This window comes from Pseudomonas sp. S34, assembly GCF_009866745.1.
In the GTDB taxonomy this organism is placed as follows: domain Bacteria; phylum Pseudomonadota; class Gammaproteobacteria; order Pseudomonadales; family Pseudomonadaceae; genus Aquipseudomonas; species Aquipseudomonas jessenii.
The window spans coordinates 3,899,239-3,919,861 of record NZ_CP019398.1; the positions used below are offsets into that span (position 1 = coordinate 3,899,239).

The following is a 20,623-nucleotide window of genomic DNA, read 5'->3' on the forward strand; positions in this document are numbered from 1 at the left end:
ATATCATATTTGAAGGTTATGAGATACGGCGCCTAGACTCGTCTCACAACACGAAGCGCTAACGGTCGTCACAGGCGAATGGCGCTTCAACGGCCTTGGTGCAATGGCCGGTATTCAACCCTTCAATGGAGAGTCCTATGCAAGCTTTGCAAGGCGTGAAAATCGTCGACCTGAGTCGCGCACTGTCCGGGCCGTTCTGCACCATGGTGCTGGCAGACCTCGGTGCCGATGTAATCAAGATCGAGCCCGGCCCGACTGGCGATATGAGCCGCACCTGGGGCCCCTTCGACCGTGGCGTGAGCACCTACTATTTATCGTGTAACCGCAACAAACGCGGCATGTGCATTGACTTGCGCACCCCCGAAGGGTTGACCACCATCGAGCAGCTGATCGATGACGCCGACGTCGTCATCGAGAACTTCAAACCGGGCACGCTGGAAAGCATGGGCCTCGGTTATGAGGTGCTCAGCGCCCGCAATCCGCGACTGGTATTGGGCAGCATTAACGCCTTTGGCGCCGACGGGCCGATGAGCAGTTGGCCGGGCTTCGACCAGATCGCCCAAGGCTACTCGGGGCTGATGAGCCTGACCGGTTTCGTCGATGGCGACCCGACACGCACCGGCACCGCCATCGGCGATTTGACTTCGGGCATGTGGCTGGTGACAGCGGTGCTGGCCGCGCTGCTCGAGCGCGAGCGCACCGGGCGTGGCCAACATGTCAGCACGTCGCTGCTGGCCAGTCTGGTCGGGTTGCTGAGTGTGCACGGCCAACGCTACCTCAGCCTGGGGGATGTGCCGCGCCGCACCGGTAACGCCCATTCGGTGATTGCACCTTACGGCGTGTTCCAGACAAAGGATGGCCCGCTCAATCTGGCGCCGATCACCTCGGCCATGTGGGGGCGTTTGTGCATACTGCTCGATTTGCCCGAGCTGCCGGATGATTCGCGCTTCGCCACCAATGAAGCGAGGGTCGAACGTCGTGACGAATTGAGAGAGATTCTGGAAAGTCGTTTGAAAACCCGCAGCAAACGCGAGTGGACCTCGCTGTTCGTCGACGCAGGATTACCCGCCGGCCCGATCAACACACTCGATGAGGTCTTCGACGACCCGCAGGTACTGCACAGCCAACTGACCGAGACACTCACGCACCCGACCCTTGGTGCACTGCGTCAGGTAGTGACCCCGGTGTTCTGCGCCAATGACAGCGTTGTCAGCCGCCCACCGCCGCTGCTTGGCGAACACACCGTCGAAGTATTGCGCGAAGCCGGTTTCGACGCTGCATCAATCAACGCACTGCTCGCCGCTAAAATAGTGTTCCAGAACGCCGATGACATGACCGGCGCGCAATCGACAGGAGCCGCACAATGAATTCAGCCTCTTCCACAACAGTGACCGTCAACCGGGTCGATGAACGCATCGCGCGGCTGGTCTTCAGCAACCCCACACACCGCAATGCACTCAGCGCGCAACTGCTGACGGCGCTCGACGAAAGTCTCATCGCACTGGCGTCACAACGCATCCCGGTGGTGATCCTCGGCAGCGAAGTCGGCCAATCCGTGTGGAGTGCCGGCCACGATATCCGCGAACTGCAACACGACCGCGACCCGATTGCCTATGGCAAACCGCTCGAACAGGTATTGCGCCGCATCCGCGCCTATCCCGGCGTGGTGGTTGCCCTGGTGTCCGGCTCGGTGTGGGGCGGCGCGGTGGATCTGGTAATGAGCTGCGACATGGTCGTCGCGGACCGCAGCGCAAGCTTTGCCATGACTCCGGTGAACATTGGATTGCCCTACACCACCAGTGGATTGCTGCGCTTCTTCAACAATTTGCCGATTCATGTGTTGAAGGAAATGTTTTTCACTGCACAAAAGCTCGATGCGGTGCGGGCGGAACGGTTTGGTCTGGTCAACCGATTGGTCGACACTGATGTGCTGGAAGCGACCGCGCTGGAGCTGGCACACGGCATCGCCTGCAAAGCGCCGCTAGCCGTTGCGGCGGTCAAGGAACAGCTGCGTATCCTCGAAGACTTGCAACCGATTCCGGTGCAGGCGATGGAGCAGATTGCCGAACTGCGCCGACAAGCCTGCGAAAGTGCTGACTTTGGCGAAGGACTGGCAGCCTTTGCCGAGCGCCGGCCAGCAGCATTTAATGGCAATTAGCACGACAGCGTTGAAAGCTTCTGTGTTTGTACGACCGACTTCGCAGGCAAGCCACGCTTCCTCGTTTCGTCACGCTCGGCCCGAAGCGAGTCGATTGCTAAACATCCCGAAACAATAACAACAAGGACGGTACCTGCGGGACCGTCCGAATGCGGGGAGTCAGATTGAAATGAATAATGAAATTCTGTCGATTTTAGTGCTAGTGGTCATTTTCGGCATCGCCAGCGTGTTGCCCATCAATATGGGCGCGCTGGCGTTCGCGGCGGTCTTTATCGTCGGTTCGGTGATAATGGACATGACACCGGCGGCCATCTTCGCCGGCTTTCCCAGTGACCTGTTCCTGACTTTGGTCGGTGTCACCTATTTATTCGGCATCGCCCAGAACAACGGCACCATCGATTGGCTGATCGAACGGGCAGTGTTGATGGTGCGTGGCCATGTCGCCTGGATACCCTGGGTGATGTTCGTGGTGGCGGCGCTGCTCACCGGTTTCGGTGCGCTGAGCCCTGCGGTGGCAGCCATCCTCGCGCCCATTGCTCTCAACTTCGCCGTGCAGTACCGCATCAACCCCGTGCTCATGGGACTGATGGTGATTCACGGCGCTCAAGGCGGCAGTTTCTCCCCTGTGAGTATTTTCGGTGGCATAACCAATCAGATCGTTGCGTCCTCCGGGCTGCCTTATGCACCGTTCACTCTGTTCATCGCCAGCCTGCTGTTCAACCTGGGGATTGCCATGGTGGTATTCGTAGTCTTCGGTGGTTTACGTAGCGCTCGCGTGTCAATGGTGGTGGTCCCGTCCGGTCCCGAATTGCATGCTGCCGGTGCATCGCTGGCCATTCTTGGCCACGGTGGTACGCCGGCGTCCCCTGCTTATCATCGTACTGACCTGACGGGTGCCGGTGCGCCGCTACATACCCTCAGCGGCCTGGACGGGGCCAAGCTGTCGACGCTGGTCGGGCTGTTGGCCCTGGCGATCTCGGCATTAGTGTTCAAGTTCAATATCGGGTTGGTGGCCATGACGGTCGCGGTAGTCCTGGCCATGTTCGCGCCCAAGGCGCAGAAGGCGGCCATCGACAAGGTCAGTTGGTCGACTGTTCTGCTGATTACCGGGATCATCACTTACATCGGAGTGATGCAGACCATCGGTACCATCGACTATGTCGCCCATGGCATCTCCGGCTTGGGTGAACCGCTGCTGGTCGCTTTGCTGCTGTGCTTCACGGCCGCAATTATCTCGTCCTTCGCTTCGTCCACGGCGTTGCTAGGGGTGATCATTCCCTTGGCCGTGCCATTCTTGAGCCAGGGCCACATCAGTGCGGTCGGCGTGGTCGCGGCTATCGCCATTTCCACCACCATCGTCGACACCAGCCCGTTCTCCACCAATGGTGCGCTGGTGGTTGCCAATACCCCCCCGCTGGAGCGAGAAAAAGTGTTGCGCAGTCTGCTGATCTATAGCGCGGTGGTTGCCCTGGTGGGACCCTGTGTTGCCTGGTTGACCCTGGTGGTGCCCGGGGTGCTCTGAGCCTTCGGGTCAAGCCCTGATCAACCTGATGGACTCAATTTTTCCGTCACCTGCCACGAGGGGTAAACTCCTACACGATTTTCGGAAGGGAAGAATCGAAGCCATAAGTGCAGAACCTGTCCGCCCGCAAAAATGAGCCTTTTGAAATGGAAGTCATCTCATGTTCGAACGTAACAAACTGGTTCCGGAGTTAATGGTAAGCAACCTGGATAGCAGCCTGGCTTTTTGGGTTTATTGCCTGGAGTTCAAAGTAGCTTATCAACGCCCGGAAGATGGATTTGCATACCTTGATTTGAATGGTGCTCAAGTAATGCTTGAGCAGGTTGATTCGGACGCGGGTCAATGGCTGACTGCGCCGTTGACCAAGCCGTTTGGAAGAGGCATCAACCTGCAGATTGATGTTGAGGCTGTCGCACCCATCATCCAAAAACTTGATCAGGCTGGATTTCCTCTCTATCGAGAATGCAAAGACACCTGGTATCGGGCTGACAATGTAGAAGTAGGCCAGCGCGAATTCATCGTCCAGGATCCCGACGGTTATCTCGTAAGGTTGGTAGAGCGGTTGGGTGAGAGACCGGCTTGCTCAATCTGAATCAGAGCAGCCCTTGACGAGTGGCGACGGTCGTGACCCTCCCCTCTCGTCCCACTGCACCGCTCAAAGCCCCTTCCCCTGCTACGCACCCTTCACACTCACGCCTGATCCATAGCCTCTTCTACCACGCCCTTATCCTCCCCCAGGAACCCGCCGCTTTGATGCTGCCAAAGCCGCGCATAGACGCCGTTCTTCCCGAGCAATTCGGTGTGGGTGCCCTGTTCGATGATGCGTCCGTCATCCATGACGATGAGCCGATCCATGGCTGCAATCGTGGACAGCCGATGGGCGATGGCGATCACCGTCTTGCCCTGCATCATTTCATCGAGGCTTTCCTGAATGGCCACTTCGACTTCCGAGTCCAGCGCGCTGGTGGCCTCGTCAAGAAGCAGGATCGGGGCGTTCTTGAGCATCACCCGGGCAATCGCGACGCGTTGGCGCTGGCCGCCCGACAGCTTGATGCCGCGCTCACCCACAAGGGTGTCGTAACCGGTATGGCCTTGCCGGTCGCTCAATTGGCTTATGAATTCATCGGCCTGGGCATTGGCCGCGGCGCTGCGGATTTGCGCGTCGGTCGCATCGGGACGGCCGTAGGCGATGTTGTCGCGAATGGAACGGTGCAGCAGGGAGGTATCCTGCGTGACCATACCGATGCAGCCACGCAGGCTGTCTTGCGTCACTTGTGCGATGTTTTGGCCGTCGATGCGAATCTCCCCGCTGTCGACGTCATAGAAACGCAGCAGCAAGTTGATAAGCGTGGATTTGCCGGCGCCAGAACGGCCAACCAAGCCGATTTTTTCGCCCGGGCGGATGCTCAGGCTCAGGCCATCGAGCACCTGGCGTTCACCATTGTAATTGAAGCTCACCTTATCGAAGGTTACCGCGCCGCCGGAGGTCACCAGCACGCCGGCACCCGGCGCGTCCTGCACCTTGGTGCCCTGGGTCAGCGTTGCCATGCCATCCTGCACGGTGCCGATGCTCTCGAACAGCGAGGTCATTTGCCACATGATCCAGTTCGACATGCCATTGATACGCAACGCCATGGCGGTGATTGCCGCCACGGCACCTGCGCCGACCTCACCCTGGTGCCATAGCCACAGGGCATAACCACCCGCTGCCATGATCAACGCCACCACCAATGCCTGGTTGACGATTTCGAACTGGCTTACCAGGCGCATCTGGCGAAAGCCGGTGTGCTTGAAATCCTCCATCGCTGCGCGCGCGAAGTGCGCTTCACGATTGGAGTGGGAGAACAGTTTCACCGTAGTGATGTTCGTGTAGGCGTCCGAGATACGCCCGGTCATCATCGACCGCGCATTAGCCTGTTCCTGCCCGACTTTCCCCAGACGGGGCACGAAGTACAGCATGGCCAGGCCGAACAACACGACCCAGGCAACGAAAGGCAGCATCAGTTTCAGAGCGAAGCCGCCGGCCAGTGCGATGATCGCAATGAAATACACCCCGATCCCGGGTGCGATCTCGATAAGGGTGAATAGCACGTCGCGCACCGCTAGCGCAGTCTGCATCACCTTGGTAGTGACTCGGCCGGAAAACTCATCGGAAAAAAACGAAAGGCTTTGTCGCAACATCAGGCGATGGAAGTCCCAGCGCAGCCGCAACGGCAAGTTAATCGCCAATATCTGGTGCTGCACCATGGTGCGCAACGCCACCAGCCCGACACTGGTCACCATTACGATGCCCATGCCCCACAACACGCGACTTTCCTGCGCAGCCGCTTCACCGCCTGCCTGCCAGGTCGAGAGCAGGTCCACGACCTGCCCGAGGAAAGAAAACAGCCAGGCTTCGTAAATCGACACACCGGCACTTAGTAGCGCAAGTGCAAGGATGTAACCGCGGGCGCCCCGCGTACAGGCCCACAGGAAGCGAGCCAGGCCATCGGGTGGCGGTGGTACCTCGTCAGGAGGAAAGGGGTCGAGCCTTCGTTCAAACGCACGAAGCATGGAGTTCTCCAAAACGATCAAGTTGAGGAGATTCTGCCATTGAACGGTTGCTTTGAGGGTTTTGCGAAGTTGAGGTATGACGCTGTTGGCAGGTCGCTCTTAGGATCGGGTTGCCGGATGCGGGCTATCAAACGTTGCCAGAGACCCGGTCGGCAGGGATAGATCGGCCGGTATCGAAGGGAACAGGCCAAGACCGGACGCTCATCCAAGGACCGCTTTCAGCCAGAAGCAGCCGAAAACATCACAGACAGAAACGCAGGTGGCTGAGGAAATTCATGCCAATGGCGACTGATTGAACATGACTCATAGCATTCACTACAGAGAACTAAATTCAGTCATCCTCGAAAGTCCACCCTGATGTCTAAGGTGCCATGCATCACTTCCCTTAATGCCACCACTAAAGCGGAAGCGGCAGGCGGTAAAGTAGTACCTGCCAGGCGGGAAATACCGATCTGTTCCAGAATCATAGGTTCTAAAGCGGGAAGCGGAACAAGGCTACTACTGTGTGCCGGATCGAAAACAACCGACTGGGGCAATATCCCAAGAAGGTCTGTCTGTTTTAATAGCCAAAGTATATTGAAGAAGGACACCGTTTCTATAGCTGCACACGGCGGATCAACATTTTCCCGATAAAAGATGCTATCAAACTGCTTCCGCAAGGTCGTCTCTGCGGGTGGAAGAATCCAGGCTTCGCGTGCGAGTTCTTCAAGTTGAACCTTTGATTGTTGAACAAGAGGATGTCCCCTCCTCGCAACAACGATGGCATTCTCGCTAAAAAGAGCTTCCTGAGAGACAGCAGCACTTGAGCCAACATCGGAAAGCCTCCCGATCAGGAAGTCTAGCTCTCCCGAGATAAGTCGAGGTATCAGTTCGCCACTCACTCCATCGACAATTTTAATACTGACACTTGGCTGTTTTTTCCAAAGCCGTGCAATAGCCGCAGGCACGAGATAACTTGATCCGGTTAGCACACTTCCTATGGCAACACGTCCCGCATGCCCCTTGCCAAGAGCATCAATAGCTTGGGAGACATGGTCTAGCTGAGCAAGCACCATTCGGCTGCGCTCTACAAAGGCCCGACCAAGCTCTGTAGGTGTAACGCCTCGACGGTTCCGTATGTAGAGCTGAGCCCCCACGGCCTCTTCAAGGTCTTGCAAGAGCTTGCTGGCAGTTGGCTGTGAGAGGTGAAGCGAGCGCGCTGCATGCACGACACTGCCATATTCGAACAAGGCTATAGCTAAGCGAAAGTGCCTTACTGTCGCCCATCTTTCCAGTCTGTCCAGTCCCATGTGATATTCCAATTCCCGATACCACCATCACTATATTCTAGATTTACGAATACCATAACCCCCCCTAGAATCTGTCCATGGGAGCCGTCTTCCTACTCGAACGCATGATTAAAGCCCCCCTAAAAGACCTAGGGCGGATTAATAGAAAATATCACCAGCAACATGCACTGCCTTTGTTGCCGCGCCGAAGCGACAACACTCAACCAGACTTGAAAACTTAACAGTTGAAAGCAAGAGCTTTTCTTGTCGTTGCTTTTAGTTGCTGGCTAGTTTCGCCATCATCAACATAATCGGAGCAAGAACTATATGAGTGCCAAAAACCTCGAAACCGTTAAAAATTACTTTAAATACTGCGTAGACGGAAAAGATGCCGAGCGAGTTTCCGAATACTTTGACATCGACGTAATTGTGCACCGGCCTGACTGCGACGCTCCAATCCATGGCCTGGAAAACTTCAAGCGAGCCTTGAGCACAAATGTTCTCGATCGATACCAGGCAATTAACACTACCTTCAGTAAGGAAGTCGTCACTGATGACGTTGTGGTGGTCGCATTGACGCATTTCGCCACCGGGTCAAATACGTGGCATGGTTTTAACGTTGAAGGTAAGAGCCTGACTTGGACAGCCCTTACGTATTTCCGTTTTAACGGGGAAGGTAAGGTTGTCGAAGAAATCGTAGAACGAAACGAACTGTTCATGGCCAAACAACTAGGGATCATCAACTACGACTGACGTTTGCCAAGACCACCAGGTAGCCGTCCCTCCACTGCCCAGACTGTTACTCAAGAAAGAACCGCGCAAGAACTTGACCGGTACCGACGGGTCAATAGCTGTCTACTCGATAGGCAGCTATCGGCCAAGAGCCGTCGTTCATGACAGTACAAACGACTGGCTTTTCACTCTGGCGAAGTAAAGTGAATGAGATATCTTGTGGAGCTGTCGATCCGCTCAACACTCCAAGGAAGCCAATGCTCAGTTCACTCGTATCAAATGGTCAACCACGAACGCCTGACCGATCAGAACTGATGGCCCCCTGGTGGAGTTTTACTAAAACAGTCCTGGCAGCGACAGCCCTATCATTGGTGCGTGATGCGTTGGTCGGATTGGACGACCCAATTCTTGATCAGCCTTTCACGTTACGCCAACTACTGCGACATGAGGCAGGTCTCGCCGATTATGGCGAACTTGCGGAGTATCACGCCGCCGTTGCTAACAATGAGTCAGCTTGGTCGGCAAGTGAAATGATGCAACGCCTTGATGGTGCTCGACTTCGATACAGCCCCGGAACCGATTGGCGCTACTCGAATGTTGGCTACTTGCTCATCGGCAGGCTCATTGAACAGCTAACGGATCTGACGCTTGATGATGCAGTGAGTCAACGTGTACTTATCCCTCTGGGCCTGTCGAACGTTCGCTTCGCTAAAACGCGTGCAGACTTACATACGGCCCATCTTGGAGGGACCTTAAATTATGACCCCGCCTGGGTCTATCATGGTTTGTTGATCGGTCCAATTTCACAAGCAGCGCTATTCTTGGATCGACTCTTCTCTGGAGACCTTCTCTCCCCGGGCCTGCTCCTGGAGATGCAGGCAGCACGAACATTGGGTGGCCCGATTCCCGGGCGCCCATGGATCGCCCCGGGCTATGGCCTTGGTGTGATGCAGGGTTCGATTGACGGCGGACTTTCCCTATGCGGACACACAGGCTGCGGACCTGGCAGTGTCATTGCCGTTTACCGTATCTGCAACGGCGACGCATCGGCTTGTTGCGCTGCTTTTGAGGCGGGCGCAAGTGAAGGTGCCGTCGAAGCACACGTTGTTGGACAGCTGATACAAGTCCTGCGGCAAGGGGCTGAAGGCGTCTAAGTCCATCTTGCGGCAGCCTCATGATTCTTCGGAGACCGCGTTGGGTCGTTTACTGCCCTTCACGACAGGCAGCAACCGGACAAAAGCAGACGATTACGACTGGATTTTTACTCCGCCTCAGTGATGAAAAAAGGCGCCTATTCGGCCAATGCCTGTCAGTTAAGCCCCGGACATTGTGGGAGCGAGCTTGCTCGCGATAGCGGACCGTCAGTCACCCCTTATGTGACTGTCCAACCGTCATCGCGAGCAAGCTCGCTCCCACAAGGTTTGCGGTGCTTAAACGCTTAACTGACTGGCATTCGCAAGGATCTGGACATCTGGTTGCCGAACGGTCGGCGCTTGCTCAATAGCTTCAACCTTTCACTTGAGCCCGGTGACAGCCTGCTGATCAGCGCACCGTCCGGCTACGGCAATGCAACACTTGAGCGAGCAACTGGATGACGAACTGGACTGGTCGCAAATCCTGAGCGTTGGCGAACAGCAACGCTGTGCCTTCGTCCGCGCCCTGTTGGCCCGCCCCGCGGTGCTGTTCCTCGACGAGAGCAGTTCGGCGCTGGATGCGGCGAACGAGGCGCGCTGCTATCAGTTCCTCAAACAAACGCTGCCGGAGACGATCCTGATCAGCGTCGGCCACAATGCCTCGCTGGAACGCCTCCATTGGCAAGTTCTGGAACTGCAAAGCGAGGCTCAGTGGGTGCATCGAAAGGTGATGCAACCGGTATGACTTCGCAGGGCACACAGCTACGTCAAATCGAACGCGAGCAAGTAATCAGACATCTATCACAGTATTTTCACATCCATTGGCATACGGTGGATCCAGCTCCTTTGTGATTTCCAGCCCGCTCTCCCCATCGCGGGCTTTTTTTCGTCTGCTCGATTCAATTCGTATGAATCAACAAGACGCCCCAGCCATCAGGGGGAGGACAAGTGACTAGAGCAGTCGGACGACTATGGCGGCGGCGGCAAAGATTATCAGTGCCAGGGCGGCACCGATGCCGAATGGCAGCAGAGTAGCGCGGGTCGAGGTCGGGCTACGCATTTCTTCGGCCATGAACCTTCGGATCTCGACTTGTAGTTTATCGAGTTCCAGATTGTCGCGGTCGTTTTGTAGCATGGATCATCCTGTCGGGCTTTGCTATTAAAAAGGCTCTCACCGAACGGCCAGTGTCCCCCTTCCTGCCCCTTCAATATTCCCCGTTTTTCATTTTTTGGAATAGCGGGTCACTCCTGCCGAAGTTGTAGGCAGAATCCGAGAATTGCGTAAGGGGGTCTATCAACGGGGCCGAAACAGAAAAGCTGATCGCTCATAACACATTCCCCAAGCGCCAAACGACCCTGCTTACAGTCGATTAGCTAAACTTCATCAGTAACCCACTTCGCGAATCCCTGAAAATTCAGGAGGCGAACATGAGCAAACAACCGCAACCCCAAAGCCGCTCCAACCCCCAACCCAGATCCCGTCCGTTGGTGCCGAACCTGCCGAGCAAAACCGGCAACAAGTCCGGTGGCTTGCGCGGTAACTATCCGCCGAAGAAGTCGTAACTGCCTCGGGTGTACGACAGGCTTTGCAACGGAGTCTGTCGCACTCCCCCGTCACTTCAGCATTACTTGCCTCTATATCGGACATTGTTTTCCACGAGCGACGTCGTAGCTGCCTAGAATGATGGCCAAAGGCTACGCTCTCCACGACATCTCAAATACAGCTCGACCATGCCGCCAACAGATTCGCATCCCTGACTCTGAAAACGTCTGCCCCTTAACGTACCCAAGCCTTCGCGATGTCCCGTGTTGCCATAAACCCTGCTTTTTTCTGGCTCATTTACATGGAGTAAGCGTACATGCCCTTCCCCCCTCGTTTCCTCGACCACTACCGCAAAGCCGACCGCATCATGCTGGGCCTGATCTGGCTGATGTTCGCGTTCGCTATCGGCCTGGCGTTCTGGCACGACACGTTGAAGCAGGCGCTGCTGGTGGGCGGTGGCACCAGTGTGTTGCTGACGCTGTTGTATCGAGCCATTGGCGGAACGCGGTTGATGCGTTGTCTGCTGGGCGTGGGTTTGATGGTGATGGCGGCGTTGCATATCAATCAGGCCGAGGGGGTCATTGAGTCGCACTTCGGGATTTTTGCGTTGTTGGCAGTGCTGACGTTTTATCGGGACTGGCTGCCGATTCTGGTGGCGGCGGTGACGATTGCGCTGCATCACGTGGTGTTTCATGCGCTGCAGCATCAGGGTTTTCCGGTGTTTGTGATGGCCCATCACGGTGGCTGGACGATGGTGTTCGTTCACGCTTTTTATGTGGTGATGGAGACCGTCGCGCTGCTCTATCTGGCGATGCACAGCCAGGCCGATGCGGTGGAGAGCCAGGACATGCTGGACAAGATGCTCGCCACCACGTCCCAGTTCACTGTCGGTGCCGGCCAAGGTGACAAGGCGCGAGTGCATGTGTCGCTGGCACAGCGCTTCGATCAGTTTTTGATGCAGATCACCGCGTTGGTGGACGGGGTGGTGCGTGACTCTCAGGGTTTGGGTCAGTTGGGCCAGGAGTTGGCCAAGGCCAGTAACACGCTGGAGAAAGGCGCGAAGCATCAGTTGACGGAAATCGCGCAGATGACCGGGTCGATGCAGCGCATGGGCGATGCGATGGAGCACATCGTGGTGCATGTCGAGCATGCCGTTGCCCATGCCGGCCAGGCCAGCGCGCAAGTCACTCGCGGCCAGGAAAGCGTGAACCGTGCGCGGCAGGAAATCACTCAACTGGCCTCGCGCCTGGAAGGCACCAACCAGACCGTGCAGGTACTGGCCGGGCAGGCGCAGCAGATCGGTACGGTGCTGGAGGTGATCAGCAGCATTGCCGAGCAGACCAACTTGCTGGCGCTCAACGCGGCGATTGAAGCGGCGCGCGCCGGCGAGCAAGGCCGGGGCTTTGCGGTGGTGGCCGATGAGGTGCGCAGCCTGGCGCAACGCACGGCGGTGTCCACCAAGGAAATCCGCACCATCATCGAGGCCTTGCAGCAAGGCAGCCGCAAAGCCGTGGAGGCCATGCAGGACAGCCGCGAAGGTGTAGTGCGCTGCGTCGAGGACAGTCAGGTGGCCGCTGCAATGTTGCAGGCCGTCGGCAGCGACATCTCGCAGATCGATGAGCTCAATGGGCGGATCGTCACAACGACCCGCGAACAGTCCACGGCGAGTTTCGAGATTGTCGGGCGCTTGCAGTCGGTGCAAAGCATTGCGCAAAACACGGCGGATGATGTGGAGACACTGGCGCTGAGCAGTCGGCGCTTGCCGCCCATTGCGACCCGGCTGGATGCGTTGGGGCGGACGTTTCATCAATGATGCTCGACGGGAGAAGTTTTCCGTTGGTCGAACCGATTTGCTCTACAGACTCAACAAACCTATCTTTGAGTCTATGGAGTCAAGATAGGTATTGATCATGGCCGTCCCCCTGCAACCCCAATCCTTCAGCAAAAACCAATGCGTCACCGGCCTGCGTGCCGCCGTGAGCATTCTGGAAAAGTGGAAGGCCAACAGTGACCAGGCCTGTCGCATCCTGCGTATTTCCCGCAGCACCTACACCCGCGCCCGGCAGCGAGACCCGGACTGGGCGGTGGCGCTGGATGCGGACCAGATGCAGCGCATCAGTTTTGTGTTGAACATTCACGCGACGTTGCGGCTGGTGTTCGACAACCCGGATAACGTGTACGGCTTTGCCTCGATGGCCAATGACAACGAGTTTTTCAACGGGCGTTCGCCGCTGGAGATCATGGCCCAGGGCGACATGATTTCGCTGTACGAAACCTTCCGCCGCATCGACATGCTGCGGGGTGCGCAATGGTGATGGCGAGTGAGTTGGCGGTGTTTGCCGGTCAGTCGTTGCAGGCTTATCGCCTGGTCAATTCGAAGTTTCCGCCCATTGCGTTGTTTGATGATGTGGCGGATGCGGCTGAGTTCGAGGTGTTGTTCGAGATTCAGGCTCTGACCAATCCGCGGTTGAAGAATGAGGTGGGTCAACTGGAGTTGATTGCGCGCCGCGAGATCCCGTTCGGCATTCCGGGTTGCTCCTACGCCATTGCGCCGTTTACCCACGTCAACCCGGCGGGCTCGCGTTTCAGCGATGGCCGTTTTGGGGTGTTGTACCTGGCGGAGTCGATGGAAGCGGCGTTGGCCGAGGTGCGGCATCACCAGGCGCTGTATTGGTCGAGGGTGCCGAGCCTGAACTATGAGCGCTTTGTGTTTCGTGGACTGGCCTGTGCATTTGGCGATGGCGGGATGAAGGACGCCACGGCCCTGCCGATGAGCGATCCGGTGTATGCGCCAGACGACTACAGCCACTCCCGTGTGCTGGGGCAGGCGGTGCGCGATGCCGGTTGCCCCGGTTTGCGTTATCACTCGGTGCGGATGCCGGGCAGTCATTGCTGGGCGTTGATGACGCCGAGGCCGGTTTCGTCGATTGTGCAGACGGCGCATTACGAGATGGTCTGGAATGGGCAGATCACCAGTGTCAGTCAGATCAGTGAGGCTTGAGCCCCGTTGTCAGGCACATGAAAACCTGTGGGAGCGAGCTTGCTCGCGATTGCTGTGTGTCAATCGACACATATGTTGAACGTGAAATTGCCATCGCGAGCAAGTTCGCTCCCACAGGGATCTGCGATCCATTGAGCGCATCGATAGTCACCATCATTTCAATGAAGTTCTCTTGAAAATTCCCCGGCGTAACATCTGCTCCATACCAACCCATAAGCACCCCGGAGCACACCATCATGAAACGCCAAACCCTCCTCAGCATCGCTTTCTCGGTTTTCGCAGTTAACGCTTTCGCCGCAAACTCTGCTCAACCTGTGGTCGCTGAAGGCGGCTCGGATCGTCTGATTGAAAGCCGTGTGGCTGAAGGTGGCTCGGATCGCTTGCTGGAAAAACGTGTTGCCGAAGGCGGTTCCGACCGTCTGATCGAAAGCCGCGCTGTCTGAATGCAGTGCTTTACCGCAAGACTCAACGAAAAGCCCGGCCTCAACAGCCTGATGCTGCTCAATCAAGCGAGAATGATCCACTCACTGTAGGAGCGAGCTTGCTCGCGATGGACTCAAGAGCGCTGCGTTTAGTCAGTAAACACGCGGCATCGTTAACGACCATCGCGAGCAAGCTCGCTCCTACAGGGGATCGTTTTCATTTAACTGAACAGCATCAGGCTTCAACAGCCGGGCTTTTTCGTGCGGGTTATCAATTCGTTTGTAGTTCATGCACTTTCGCGGATCGCGAGAGGCCAATCTTGATGCCCACCAGTATGGGCGCGGCAAAGACGAACAGCAGGGCCACGGCGAAGAACGCCGTATCGAAAGCAATCACCGTGGCCTGACCTGATACCGCTTTGCCCAGCAAGCTCGTGGCTGCCCGGCCAGCGGCCACCTGATCCATGCCCTTCCCTGCCAGCATCGCGGTTGTGGTCATCAGCCGTTCGATGACCGCGTGTCCCCCTGGGGTGACGTTGGCGCCGAGGACCACGCCATTGCTGACAACCTGATGGTCGATCAAGGTCTGCAGCCCGGCGACGCCCATCAAGCCTCCCAACTGGCGCCCTGTGTTGAACAGGCCGATGCCGCTGGCCAGGTTGCGGCTGTTGAGGTGGCTGAAAGCGATCAGCGTGATCGACAGAAACAGGAAGCCAAGGCCCAGGCCGCGCAACAGGATGGCCGCCATCATGTCGTCGGTGCCGCTTTCGCTGTTGGAGCCGGACAGCATCCACATCGCCCCCATGATCAGCAGGATACCCAACGGCACGGTCGCCACGGGCGGCACGCGGCGCACGCTGAACAGATAGGCGGCGATGAGCAGCGAACCGACAAAAAAACCGCCACTGGGCAATAGGAGCAGGCCGGCATCGGTCGGTGTGAACGCGAGTACCGACAGGGCGAACGCCGGGATCAGGTAGGCGCTGCCGAACAGGGCGGCACCGGCGACGAAACTGACGATAAAGGCAAAGGTGAAATCGCTTGTTTTGAACAGGCTGAAATCGAGCAACCCCTGGCCGTTGGTCAACACCTGTTGACCGAGAAAGGCCAGCAGCGCGGCGGCACCGATCACCGTCAGTGCCAGGATGCGCGGTTCCTCGAACCAGTCCCAGCGGCTGCCCTGGCTGAGCACGTAGGTGAAACAGAACAGCGCGGCACCGATCAGTGCACAGCCGAGCCAGTCAAACGAAGGTTGCCGGCCCTTGGCGGGCATGGGGTGGTCGGCGATGAGCAAGAAGCCGATCGCCGCCAGGGCCAACGGCACCACACTGAAGAAAATCCAGGTCCAGGACTGGCTGTCGATCAACCACCCTTGCAGGGCTGGCGCGAGGGTCGCCGACGCGACCACCGCCGCCATGGCGAACAGGGCTTGCAGGATCGGCTGAAGCGCGCGCGGATAGCCGCGAAAGATGATCGCCTGGCCCGCCACCAGCAAAGCACCTCCCGCGAAGCCTTGCAGGACGCGCAATGCGATCAGCAGTTCCAGCCAGGCGGTAACGGCAGCCACGCAGCACGCCAGGCCCATGACCAGGGTGGCGCCGATGATCACGTTGCGCGCAGAAAATCGCCGCATCAGCCAAGGGGCGAGCATGAACCCGATCAGCTTGAACGCGATGTAGCCGACATCCAGCCAGGCGAACTCGTCGGGCGTGGCATAGGTGTCGCCGATGATGTCGCCGCGACCGAGGGCCAGCACGGTGCTGGCGATCGCTTCCGTCAACGTCGCCAGCACGATGCCCACCATGAGCAGGACGCCGTTCATTGTCCTGGCGCTGCTCGGCGTGGTGCAGGCAACGCGACTCATGAGCCGGCCCCTTGTGCAACTTCCACCCGCGCGGACAGGCCCGGCACGATGCGCCCCGGCAGGGGGTTTTCAGCCAGGCGGATCTTCACCGGAACGCGCTGCACGACACGCACAAAGTTCCCGGTGGCGTTGTCGGGCGGCAGCAGGCTGAACGCCGAGCCACTGCCGGGTGCAAAGCTGTCGACCACGCCATCGAGTGCCGCATCGGGGTAGCCATCGACCGTGACGCGCACCGGCTGACCGGGGCGAATATGTTCCAGTTGGGTTTCCTTGAAGTTCGCCACGACCCATACATCATTGACCGGCACGATATCGAGCAGGGAAACGCCCGGTGTGACGAAACGACCGAGGCGAACCTGACGGTTACCGACCACGCCATCCACAGGTGCGTGTACCACGGTGTGCTCGAGATCGATCCGGGCGAGATCACGTGCGGCCTCTGCCTGGCCCACAGCGGCCACGGCAGCCTCGCGCTCGGCTACAAACACCGTGATGCGCTGCTGTTGCGCCTCGACCGTTGCCGAAGCGGCCGAAACCGAGGCCGCGGCTCTGGATTGCGCGGTGCCGGTTTCATCGACCAGGGCCTGGCTCACCGCATTGCTGACAATCAGTTTGCGGCTGCGGTCGTGGGTCTTGGCCGCCAGGCTCATGTCGGCGGAGGCTGAGCGCCTTTGCGCTTCGGCCTGCCTGATCAGCGCATGCTGGAGCTGGATCTGTGCGTCGACATGGGTCAGGCGCGCCTGGGCGGCGCTGACATTGGCCTCGGCTTGCGCAAGTTTGGCGCGGTAGTCGCGGTCATCGATTCGAAACAGCACATCACCGGCACGCACGGCCTGGTTGTCCCGGACCTCGACCGCCGTGACATAGCCGGCAACCTTGGCGGCCAGCGAGGTGACGTCCCCGCGGACATACGCGTTGTCGGTCGAGGTCACGCCACTTGAAAACGCCATGGCTCCCCAAACCGCCACGACCATCAAGGCCGCGACGCACAGCAACAGGCCGATGATCTTGCGCTTGCTTCGCCGCACCACGGCCACGGGAGTGCCGCTACTTGCGCTGGTGGCAATGGCGGCCTTGTCCAGGAGCGAGTTCATTTTTTCATTTCCTGTTCAGTGCCAAGAACTGACTCAGCCACTGGGCGACAGCGTCTGCCGCCCGGCGGTCGAGCCTTCATGAGCGCGTGATCGGCTCACTGTTTGATCGGTGTTACGAGCACCTTTTCCTCGGTGTCGAGGACGAACACCGCCAGCAGGCGTGCAGGTTGGGTGTCACTGGCGTTGGCGCTGACCAGGTGCACGGAGCCCGGCTCCTCTACGAAGTTTTCGCCGACGTTGTAGATCTTTTCCGGCTGGCCTTTGACCTGGATGCGGAACGAACCCTCCAGCACCGTTGCATAGATGAAGGCCGTTTTCGGATGGGTGTGGGCCGGCGACGCGGCACCCGGCCCATACTCGACGACCACGCCCCTCATGCTCTTGCCAGGGATGTTGGGAATGGGACGGTCGAACACCACCGTCACCTTGCCGGGGGGCGGCTCGGCGGCTGATGCGGCGCTGATCGAGAGCGCTGCGAAGACAGCGGCCATTAGCAAACGGGTAACCATGGGATTTCTCCTGGATTCGTAAAGTAATGTGCGGATGCGATCCATTACTGCGCTGTCGACCGGGCCAGCCAGTCGTCGAAGCGGATCGCCCCCAGGCGTGCGTTCTTGCCGGTGACCAGCGATTGATCGTCGAGCACGGCGCCGAAGTAACGGGCATGTACATCCGGCACGACCTTGCGGTTGTCCTGGGTCGCTTGCAGATAGCGCCTGGCCAGTTCGTCGATCGGCATGGTTTCCGGGCCGCCGACTTCAACCGTGCCATTGACCGGTGCTGCCAGCACGACATCGGCCAGCGCCGCTACCACGTCGTCGGACGCTATCGGCTGGATCAGCGCCGGCGAAGCATGAATTTCCTCGCCAACGGCGAACGACTGGACAATGCCGCCGGCAAACTCGGAGAACTGCGTGGCACGTAGAATGGTGTAAGGAACGCCGGATGCCTTGATAAGGGCCTCCTGCGCGACCTTGGCCCGGAAATAGCCGGTATCGGGAAGCCGTTCGCTGCCGACAATCGACAGGGCTACGTGATGACGAACCCCGGCAGCGGCTTCGGCGGCCAGCAGGTTACGGCTCGACGTTTCAAAGAAATCGAGAACGGCCTGGTCTTCCCACGACGGCGCGTTCGCCACGTCGACCACCACATCAGCACCATCCATCGCTTCGGCCAGGCCTTCGCGGGTGATGCTGTTCACGCCCGTGCTGGGGCTGGCGGCGAGCGCATCATGGCCGCGCTCGCGCAGGGTGTTCACAAGTTTCGATCCGATGAGGCCGGAGCCCCCGATGACGACGATCTTCATGACTTTTCTCCACTTGTCGACTGCAACCATTGCGTCGGTGTAGAAAGAGTGCCTGCGCGCACCAGGCAAGTCCTTGCGCCGGGCTTGGGTTTGCCTTGGCGAGTGCTTGGATTTATGTCCAAAGCTATTGACGTTCGTCCAGCCGCCCTTGCCGCAGACGGTGCAGCGGGTGTCGAGCTGCCGTATCATCTGCCTCAGTTACCAACCGCCAGCCGCCTGGGACACGGAGTTGAGGGCGCTTCGCCAGGGGATGCTCAATTTGCCATTCACGTTTGAAGACTACGTACTCGATCAGGAGCGCCGGGAGCTGACCCTGCGCGGGCAAATCGTGGCCGTCGGACCGCAGGTTTTCGATCTGTTGCTGCTGTTCGTCAACAATCCCGACCGCGTCGTCAGCAAGGACGAGTTGCTCAAGGCGGTGTGGGGCGACCGGATCGTTTCAGAATCGACGATCACCAGCCACATCAATGCGGTGCGCAAGGCCGTTGGTGATACCGGTGAGGAGCAGCGCCTGGTACGCACCGTCCCCCGCAAGGGCTACCGCTTCGTTGGTCGGATCAACGGCGACTTGAGCGGGCAAACACCACAGTCTGACATCGACGAACGCGCAAGCGCTGCCCCGAAACAAATCCCCTCCCCTACGCTCGTCCTGCCGGACAAACCCTCGATCACCGTCCTGCCCTTCCAGAACCTGAGCGGCGATCCGGAGCAGGAGTATTTCGCCGATGGCGTCGTGGAGGACATCATCGCCGCCCTGTCGCGTATCCGCTGGCTATTCGTCATTGCGCGCAATTCGAGCTTCACCTACAAGGGCCAGGTCGTGGACGCACAGGGCGTCGGCCAGGAACTGGGCGTGCGCTATGTGCTCGAAGGCAGCGTGCGCAAGTACGGGAACCGGCTGCGCATTACCGGGCAACTGATCGACGCGACAAGCGGGACGCATATCTGGGCGGAGCGCTTCGAAGGCCTGCTCGACGACCTCTTCGAGCTGCAGGACCAAATCACCGAAAGCGTCGTCGGTGCCATCGCGCCGCAACTGGAGCGGGCAGAAATCGAACGCGCCAAGCGCAAGCCGACGGAAAGCCTGGACGCCTACGACTACTACCTGCGGGCCATGGCAAAACTGCACAGCGGCAGCCGGGAAGCCATCGAGCAGGCGCTGCCGATGTTCTACCAGGCCATCGAACTCGATGCGGAATTTGCTTCGGCCTATGGCATGGCCGCCTGGTGCCACTTCTGGCGCAAGCTCAATGGCTGGATGAGCGATCGACCCGCAGAAATCGCCGAGGGCATACGCCTGGCGCGTCTGGCGGTGACCCTCGGCCGCGACGATGCCGTCGCGTTGACCCGGGGCGGACATGCGCTTGCTCATCTCGCCGGCGAAGTCGACGGCGGCATTGCGCTGCTCGACAGGGCGCGCCTGCTCAATCCCAACCTCGCCCCCGCCTGGTTTCTGGGCGGTATCCTGCGGGCACTGCACGGTGAAACAGACGCCGCCATCGAGCATTTGAACCATGCCGTTCGCTTGAGTCCGCTGGATCCGGAAATGTTCAGGATGCAGGTGGGGATGGCGCTCGCGCATTTCTTCGCCGGGCACTTCGATGCCGCTGCGCAGTGGGCGGAGAAGGCCCTGGGCAACCTGCCCAGTCTGCTGGTCGCGGCGGCGCTGGTGGCGGCCAGTGATGCGCTCGGCGGTCGAATGGAAAAAGCGGATCTGGCGATGCAGCGTCTGCAAAAGCTGGATCCTTCTTTGCGTCTGTGCACCCTCAAGGACTGGTTGCCCATTCAACGACCTGAGGATTTCGCCCGTTTCGTCGATGGACTGCGGCTGGCCGGGCTACCGGAGTGAAGACGAGCACCCTGTAGGAGCGAGCTTGCTCGCGATGGTCGTCAACGATGACGCGGGTTTTCTGATTAGTCGCGGTGTCTTCAAATCCATCGCGAGCAAGCTCGCTCCTACAATTGCAACGGTAGGCTAAGCTTTGAGCAACTCGTTGCTCATGATGCTCGGTTCTGCAGGTTTTGGG

18 protein-coding genes and 2 pseudogenes are annotated in these 20,623 nt (G+C 58.7%); 13 read left to right on the top strand and 7 right to left on the bottom strand.

Going from position 1 to position 20,623, the window contains the following annotated elements; translation table 11 throughout:
* Positions 1-137 precede the first annotated feature (137 nt).
* The 4 genes from PspS34_RS17385 (at position 138) to PspS34_RS17400 (ending at position 4,272) form a co-directional block, all read left to right on the top strand.
* Positions 138-1,367 (top strand): CaiB/BaiF CoA-transferase family protein, encoded by a 1,230-nt coding sequence (locus PspS34_RS17385; RefSeq protein WP_150814799.1) that lies wholly within the window; start codon positions 138-140, stop codon positions 1,365-1,367.
* On the top strand, positions 1,364-2,158 hold the full coding sequence (gene scpB / locus PspS34_RS17390; protein ID WP_090454900.1) for a methylmalonyl-CoA decarboxylase: 795 nt from the start codon (positions 1,364-1,366) through the stop codon (positions 2,156-2,158). The genes PspS34_RS17385 and scpB overlap by 4 nt, the downstream gene beginning before the upstream one ends.
* A gap of 169 nt (positions 2,159-2,327) precedes the next feature.
* The gene (locus PspS34_RS17395) at positions 2,328-3,680 is read left to right on the top strand and encodes an SLC13 family permease (protein ID WP_154862425.1); all 1,353 of its coding nucleotides are present in this window, start codon (positions 2,328-2,330) and stop codon (positions 3,678-3,680) included.
* A gap of 160 nt (positions 3,681-3,840) precedes the next feature.
* On the top strand, positions 3,841-4,272 hold the full coding sequence (locus PspS34_RS17400; protein ID WP_150814797.1) for a VOC family protein: 432 nt from the start codon (positions 3,841-3,843) through the stop codon (positions 4,270-4,272).
* Positions 4,273-4,370: 98 nt separating this feature from the next.
* On the opposite strand, the gene PspS34_RS17405 is transcribed toward PspS34_RS17400, so the two are convergent.
* Together PspS34_RS17405 and PspS34_RS17410 are read right to left on the bottom strand one after the other, a co-directional pair.
* Positions 4,371-6,233, bottom strand: coding sequence for an ABC transporter ATP-binding protein (locus PspS34_RS17405; RefSeq protein ID WP_090454898.1), 1,863 nt, complete (start codon positions 6,231-6,233; stop codon positions 4,371-4,373).
* A 335-nt stretch (positions 6,234-6,568) separates the two neighbouring features.
* Positions 6,569-7,522 (bottom strand): LysR family transcriptional regulator, encoded by a 954-nt coding sequence (locus PspS34_RS17410; protein ID WP_154862426.1) that lies wholly within the window; start codon positions 7,520-7,522, stop codon positions 6,569-6,571.
* 306 nt (positions 7,523-7,828) lie between these two features.
* On the opposite strand from PspS34_RS17410, the gene PspS34_RS17415 reads away from it, so the two are divergent.
* The 3 genes and pseudogenes from PspS34_RS17415 to PspS34_RS17425 all read left to right on the top strand — a co-directional run.
* A complete protein-coding gene (locus PspS34_RS17415) occupies positions 7,829-8,254 on the top strand; it encodes an ester cyclase (protein ID WP_150814795.1) in 426 nt (141 codons plus the stop codon).
* A gap of 236 nt (positions 8,255-8,490) precedes the next feature.
* The gene (locus PspS34_RS17420) at positions 8,491-9,387 is read left to right on the top strand and encodes a serine hydrolase domain-containing protein (protein ID WP_154862437.1); all 897 of its coding nucleotides are present in this window, start codon (positions 8,491-8,493) and stop codon (positions 9,385-9,387) included.
* A 303-nt stretch (positions 9,388-9,690) separates the two neighbouring features.
* Positions 9,691-10,111: pseudogene (locus PspS34_RS17425) on the top strand (ABC transporter ATP-binding protein/permease); the annotation flags it as partial.
* A 207-nt stretch (positions 10,112-10,318) separates the two neighbouring features.
* Here PspS34_RS17425 and PspS34_RS17430 read toward each other — a convergent pair.
* Positions 10,319-10,501 (bottom strand): hypothetical protein, encoded by a 183-nt coding sequence (locus tag PspS34_RS17430; protein ID WP_150814793.1) that lies wholly within the window; start codon positions 10,499-10,501, stop codon positions 10,319-10,321.
* A 293-nt stretch (positions 10,502-10,794) separates the two neighbouring features.
* On the opposite strand from PspS34_RS17430, the gene PspS34_RS28830 reads away from it, so the two are divergent.
* The 5 genes and pseudogenes from PspS34_RS28830 to PspS34_RS17450 all read left to right on the top strand — a co-directional run.
* The gene (locus tag PspS34_RS28830; protein WP_256355847.1) at positions 10,795-10,929 is read left to right on the top strand and encodes a hypothetical protein; all 135 of its coding nucleotides are present in this window, start codon (positions 10,795-10,797) and stop codon (positions 10,927-10,929) included.
* Between the two features lie 296 nt (positions 10,930-11,225).
* Positions 11,226-12,722, top strand: a complete 1,497-nt coding sequence (locus PspS34_RS17435; protein ID WP_150814792.1) for a methyl-accepting chemotaxis protein — start codon at positions 11,226-11,228, stop codon at positions 12,720-12,722.
* A 97-nt stretch (positions 12,723-12,819) separates the two neighbouring features.
* A complete protein-coding gene (locus PspS34_RS17440; RefSeq protein WP_090456513.1) occupies positions 12,820-13,224 on the top strand; it encodes an antitoxin Xre-like helix-turn-helix domain-containing protein in 405 nt (134 codons plus the stop codon).
* The gene (locus PspS34_RS17445) at positions 13,218-13,910 is read left to right on the top strand and encodes an RES family NAD+ phosphorylase (protein WP_150814790.1); all 693 of its coding nucleotides are present in this window, start codon (positions 13,218-13,220) and stop codon (positions 13,908-13,910) included. Before PspS34_RS17440 ends, PspS34_RS17445 begins: the two co-directional genes overlap by 7 nt.
* A gap of 236 nt (positions 13,911-14,146) precedes the next feature.
* Positions 14,147-14,344, top strand: a pseudogene (locus PspS34_RS17450) (hypothetical protein); the annotation flags it as partial.
* 259 nt (positions 14,345-14,603) lie between these two features.
* Here the strand turns inward: PspS34_RS17450 and PspS34_RS17455 are convergent.
* The 4 genes from PspS34_RS17455 to PspS34_RS17470 all read right to left on the bottom strand — a co-directional run bounded on the left by PspS34_RS17455 (position 14,604) and on the right by PspS34_RS17470 (position 18,596).
* Positions 14,604-16,196 (bottom strand): DHA2 family efflux MFS transporter permease subunit, encoded by a 1,593-nt coding sequence (locus tag PspS34_RS17455; protein WP_154862429.1) that lies wholly within the window; start codon positions 16,194-16,196, stop codon positions 14,604-14,606.
* Positions 16,193-17,290, bottom strand: coding sequence for an HlyD family secretion protein (locus PspS34_RS17460; protein ID WP_154862430.1), 1,098 nt, complete (start codon positions 17,288-17,290; stop codon positions 16,193-16,195). Before PspS34_RS17460 ends, PspS34_RS17455 begins: the two co-directional genes overlap by 4 nt.
* Before the next feature lie 95 nt (positions 17,291-17,385).
* Positions 17,386-17,799, bottom strand: coding sequence for a cupin domain-containing protein (locus tag PspS34_RS17465; protein ID WP_090456521.1), 414 nt, complete (start codon positions 17,797-17,799; stop codon positions 17,386-17,388).
* Positions 17,800-17,843: 44 nt separating this feature from the next.
* Positions 17,844-18,596, bottom strand: a complete 753-nt coding sequence (locus tag PspS34_RS17470; protein WP_154862431.1) for an SDR family oxidoreductase — start codon at positions 18,594-18,596, stop codon at positions 17,844-17,846.
* A gap of 259 nt (positions 18,597-18,855) precedes the next feature.
* On the opposite strand from PspS34_RS17470, the gene PspS34_RS17475 reads away from it, so the two are divergent.
* Positions 18,856-20,445: a winged helix-turn-helix domain-containing tetratricopeptide repeat protein gene (locus PspS34_RS17475; RefSeq protein ID WP_154862432.1), complete on the top strand. Its 1,590-nt coding sequence runs from the start codon at positions 18,856-18,858 to the stop codon at positions 20,443-20,445.
* The last annotated feature ends 178 nt before the right edge of the window (positions 20,446-20,623 follow it).

Bases quoted from the DNA above. Each gene is read 5' to 3' on its own strand.
- PspS34_RS17385 (WP_150814799.1), top strand. From the start codon at position 138: ATGCAAGCTTTGCAAGGCGTGAAAATCGTCGACCTGAGTCGCGCACTG.
- PspS34_RS17415 (WP_150814795.1), top strand. From the start codon at position 7,829: ATGAGTGCCAAAAACCTCGAAACCGTTAAAAATTACTTTAAATACTGC.
- PspS34_RS17435 (WP_150814792.1), top strand. From the start codon at position 11,226: ATGCCCTTCCCCCCTCGTTTCCTCGACCACTACCGCAAAGCCGACCGC.
- PspS34_RS17420 (WP_154862437.1), top strand. From the start codon at position 8,491: ATGCTCAGTTCACTCGTATCAAATGGTCAACCACGAACGCCTGACCGA.
- PspS34_RS17465 (WP_090456521.1), bottom strand. From the start codon at position 17,799: ATGGTTACCCGTTTGCTAATGGCCGCTGTCTTCGCAGCGCTCTCGATC.
- scpB (WP_090454900.1), top strand. From the start codon at position 1,364: ATGAATTCAGCCTCTTCCACAACAGTGACCGTCAACCGGGTCGATGAA.
- PspS34_RS17455 (WP_154862429.1), bottom strand. From the start codon at position 16,196: ATGAGTCGCGTTGCCTGCACCACGCCGAGCAGCGCCAGGACAATGAAC.
- PspS34_RS17440 (WP_090456513.1), top strand. From the start codon at position 12,820: ATGGCCGTCCCCCTGCAACCCCAATCCTTCAGCAAAAACCAATGCGTC.
- PspS34_RS17405 (WP_090454898.1), bottom strand. From the start codon at position 6,233: ATGCTTCGTGCGTTTGAACGAAGGCTCGACCCCTTTCCTCCTGACGAG.
- PspS34_RS17395 (WP_154862425.1), top strand. From the start codon at position 2,328: ATGAATAATGAAATTCTGTCGATTTTAGTGCTAGTGGTCATTTTCGGC.
- PspS34_RS28830 (WP_256355847.1), top strand. From the start codon at position 10,795: ATGAGCAAACAACCGCAACCCCAAAGCCGCTCCAACCCCCAACCCAGA.
- PspS34_RS17460 (WP_154862430.1), bottom strand. From the start codon at position 17,290: ATGAACTCGCTCCTGGACAAGGCCGCCATTGCCACCAGCGCAAGTAGC.
- PspS34_RS17445 (WP_150814790.1), top strand. From the start codon at position 13,218: ATGGTGATGGCGAGTGAGTTGGCGGTGTTTGCCGGTCAGTCGTTGCAG.
- PspS34_RS17430 (WP_150814793.1), bottom strand. From the start codon at position 10,501: ATGCTACAAAACGACCGCGACAATCTGGAACTCGATAAACTACAAGTC.
- PspS34_RS17410 (WP_154862426.1), bottom strand. From the start codon at position 7,522: ATGGGACTGGACAGACTGGAAAGATGGGCGACAGTAAGGCACTTTCGC.
- PspS34_RS17400 (WP_150814797.1), top strand. From the start codon at position 3,841: ATGTTCGAACGTAACAAACTGGTTCCGGAGTTAATGGTAAGCAACCTG.
- PspS34_RS17470 (WP_154862431.1), bottom strand. From the start codon at position 18,596: ATGAAGATCGTCGTCATCGGGGGCTCCGGCCTCATCGGATCGAAACTT.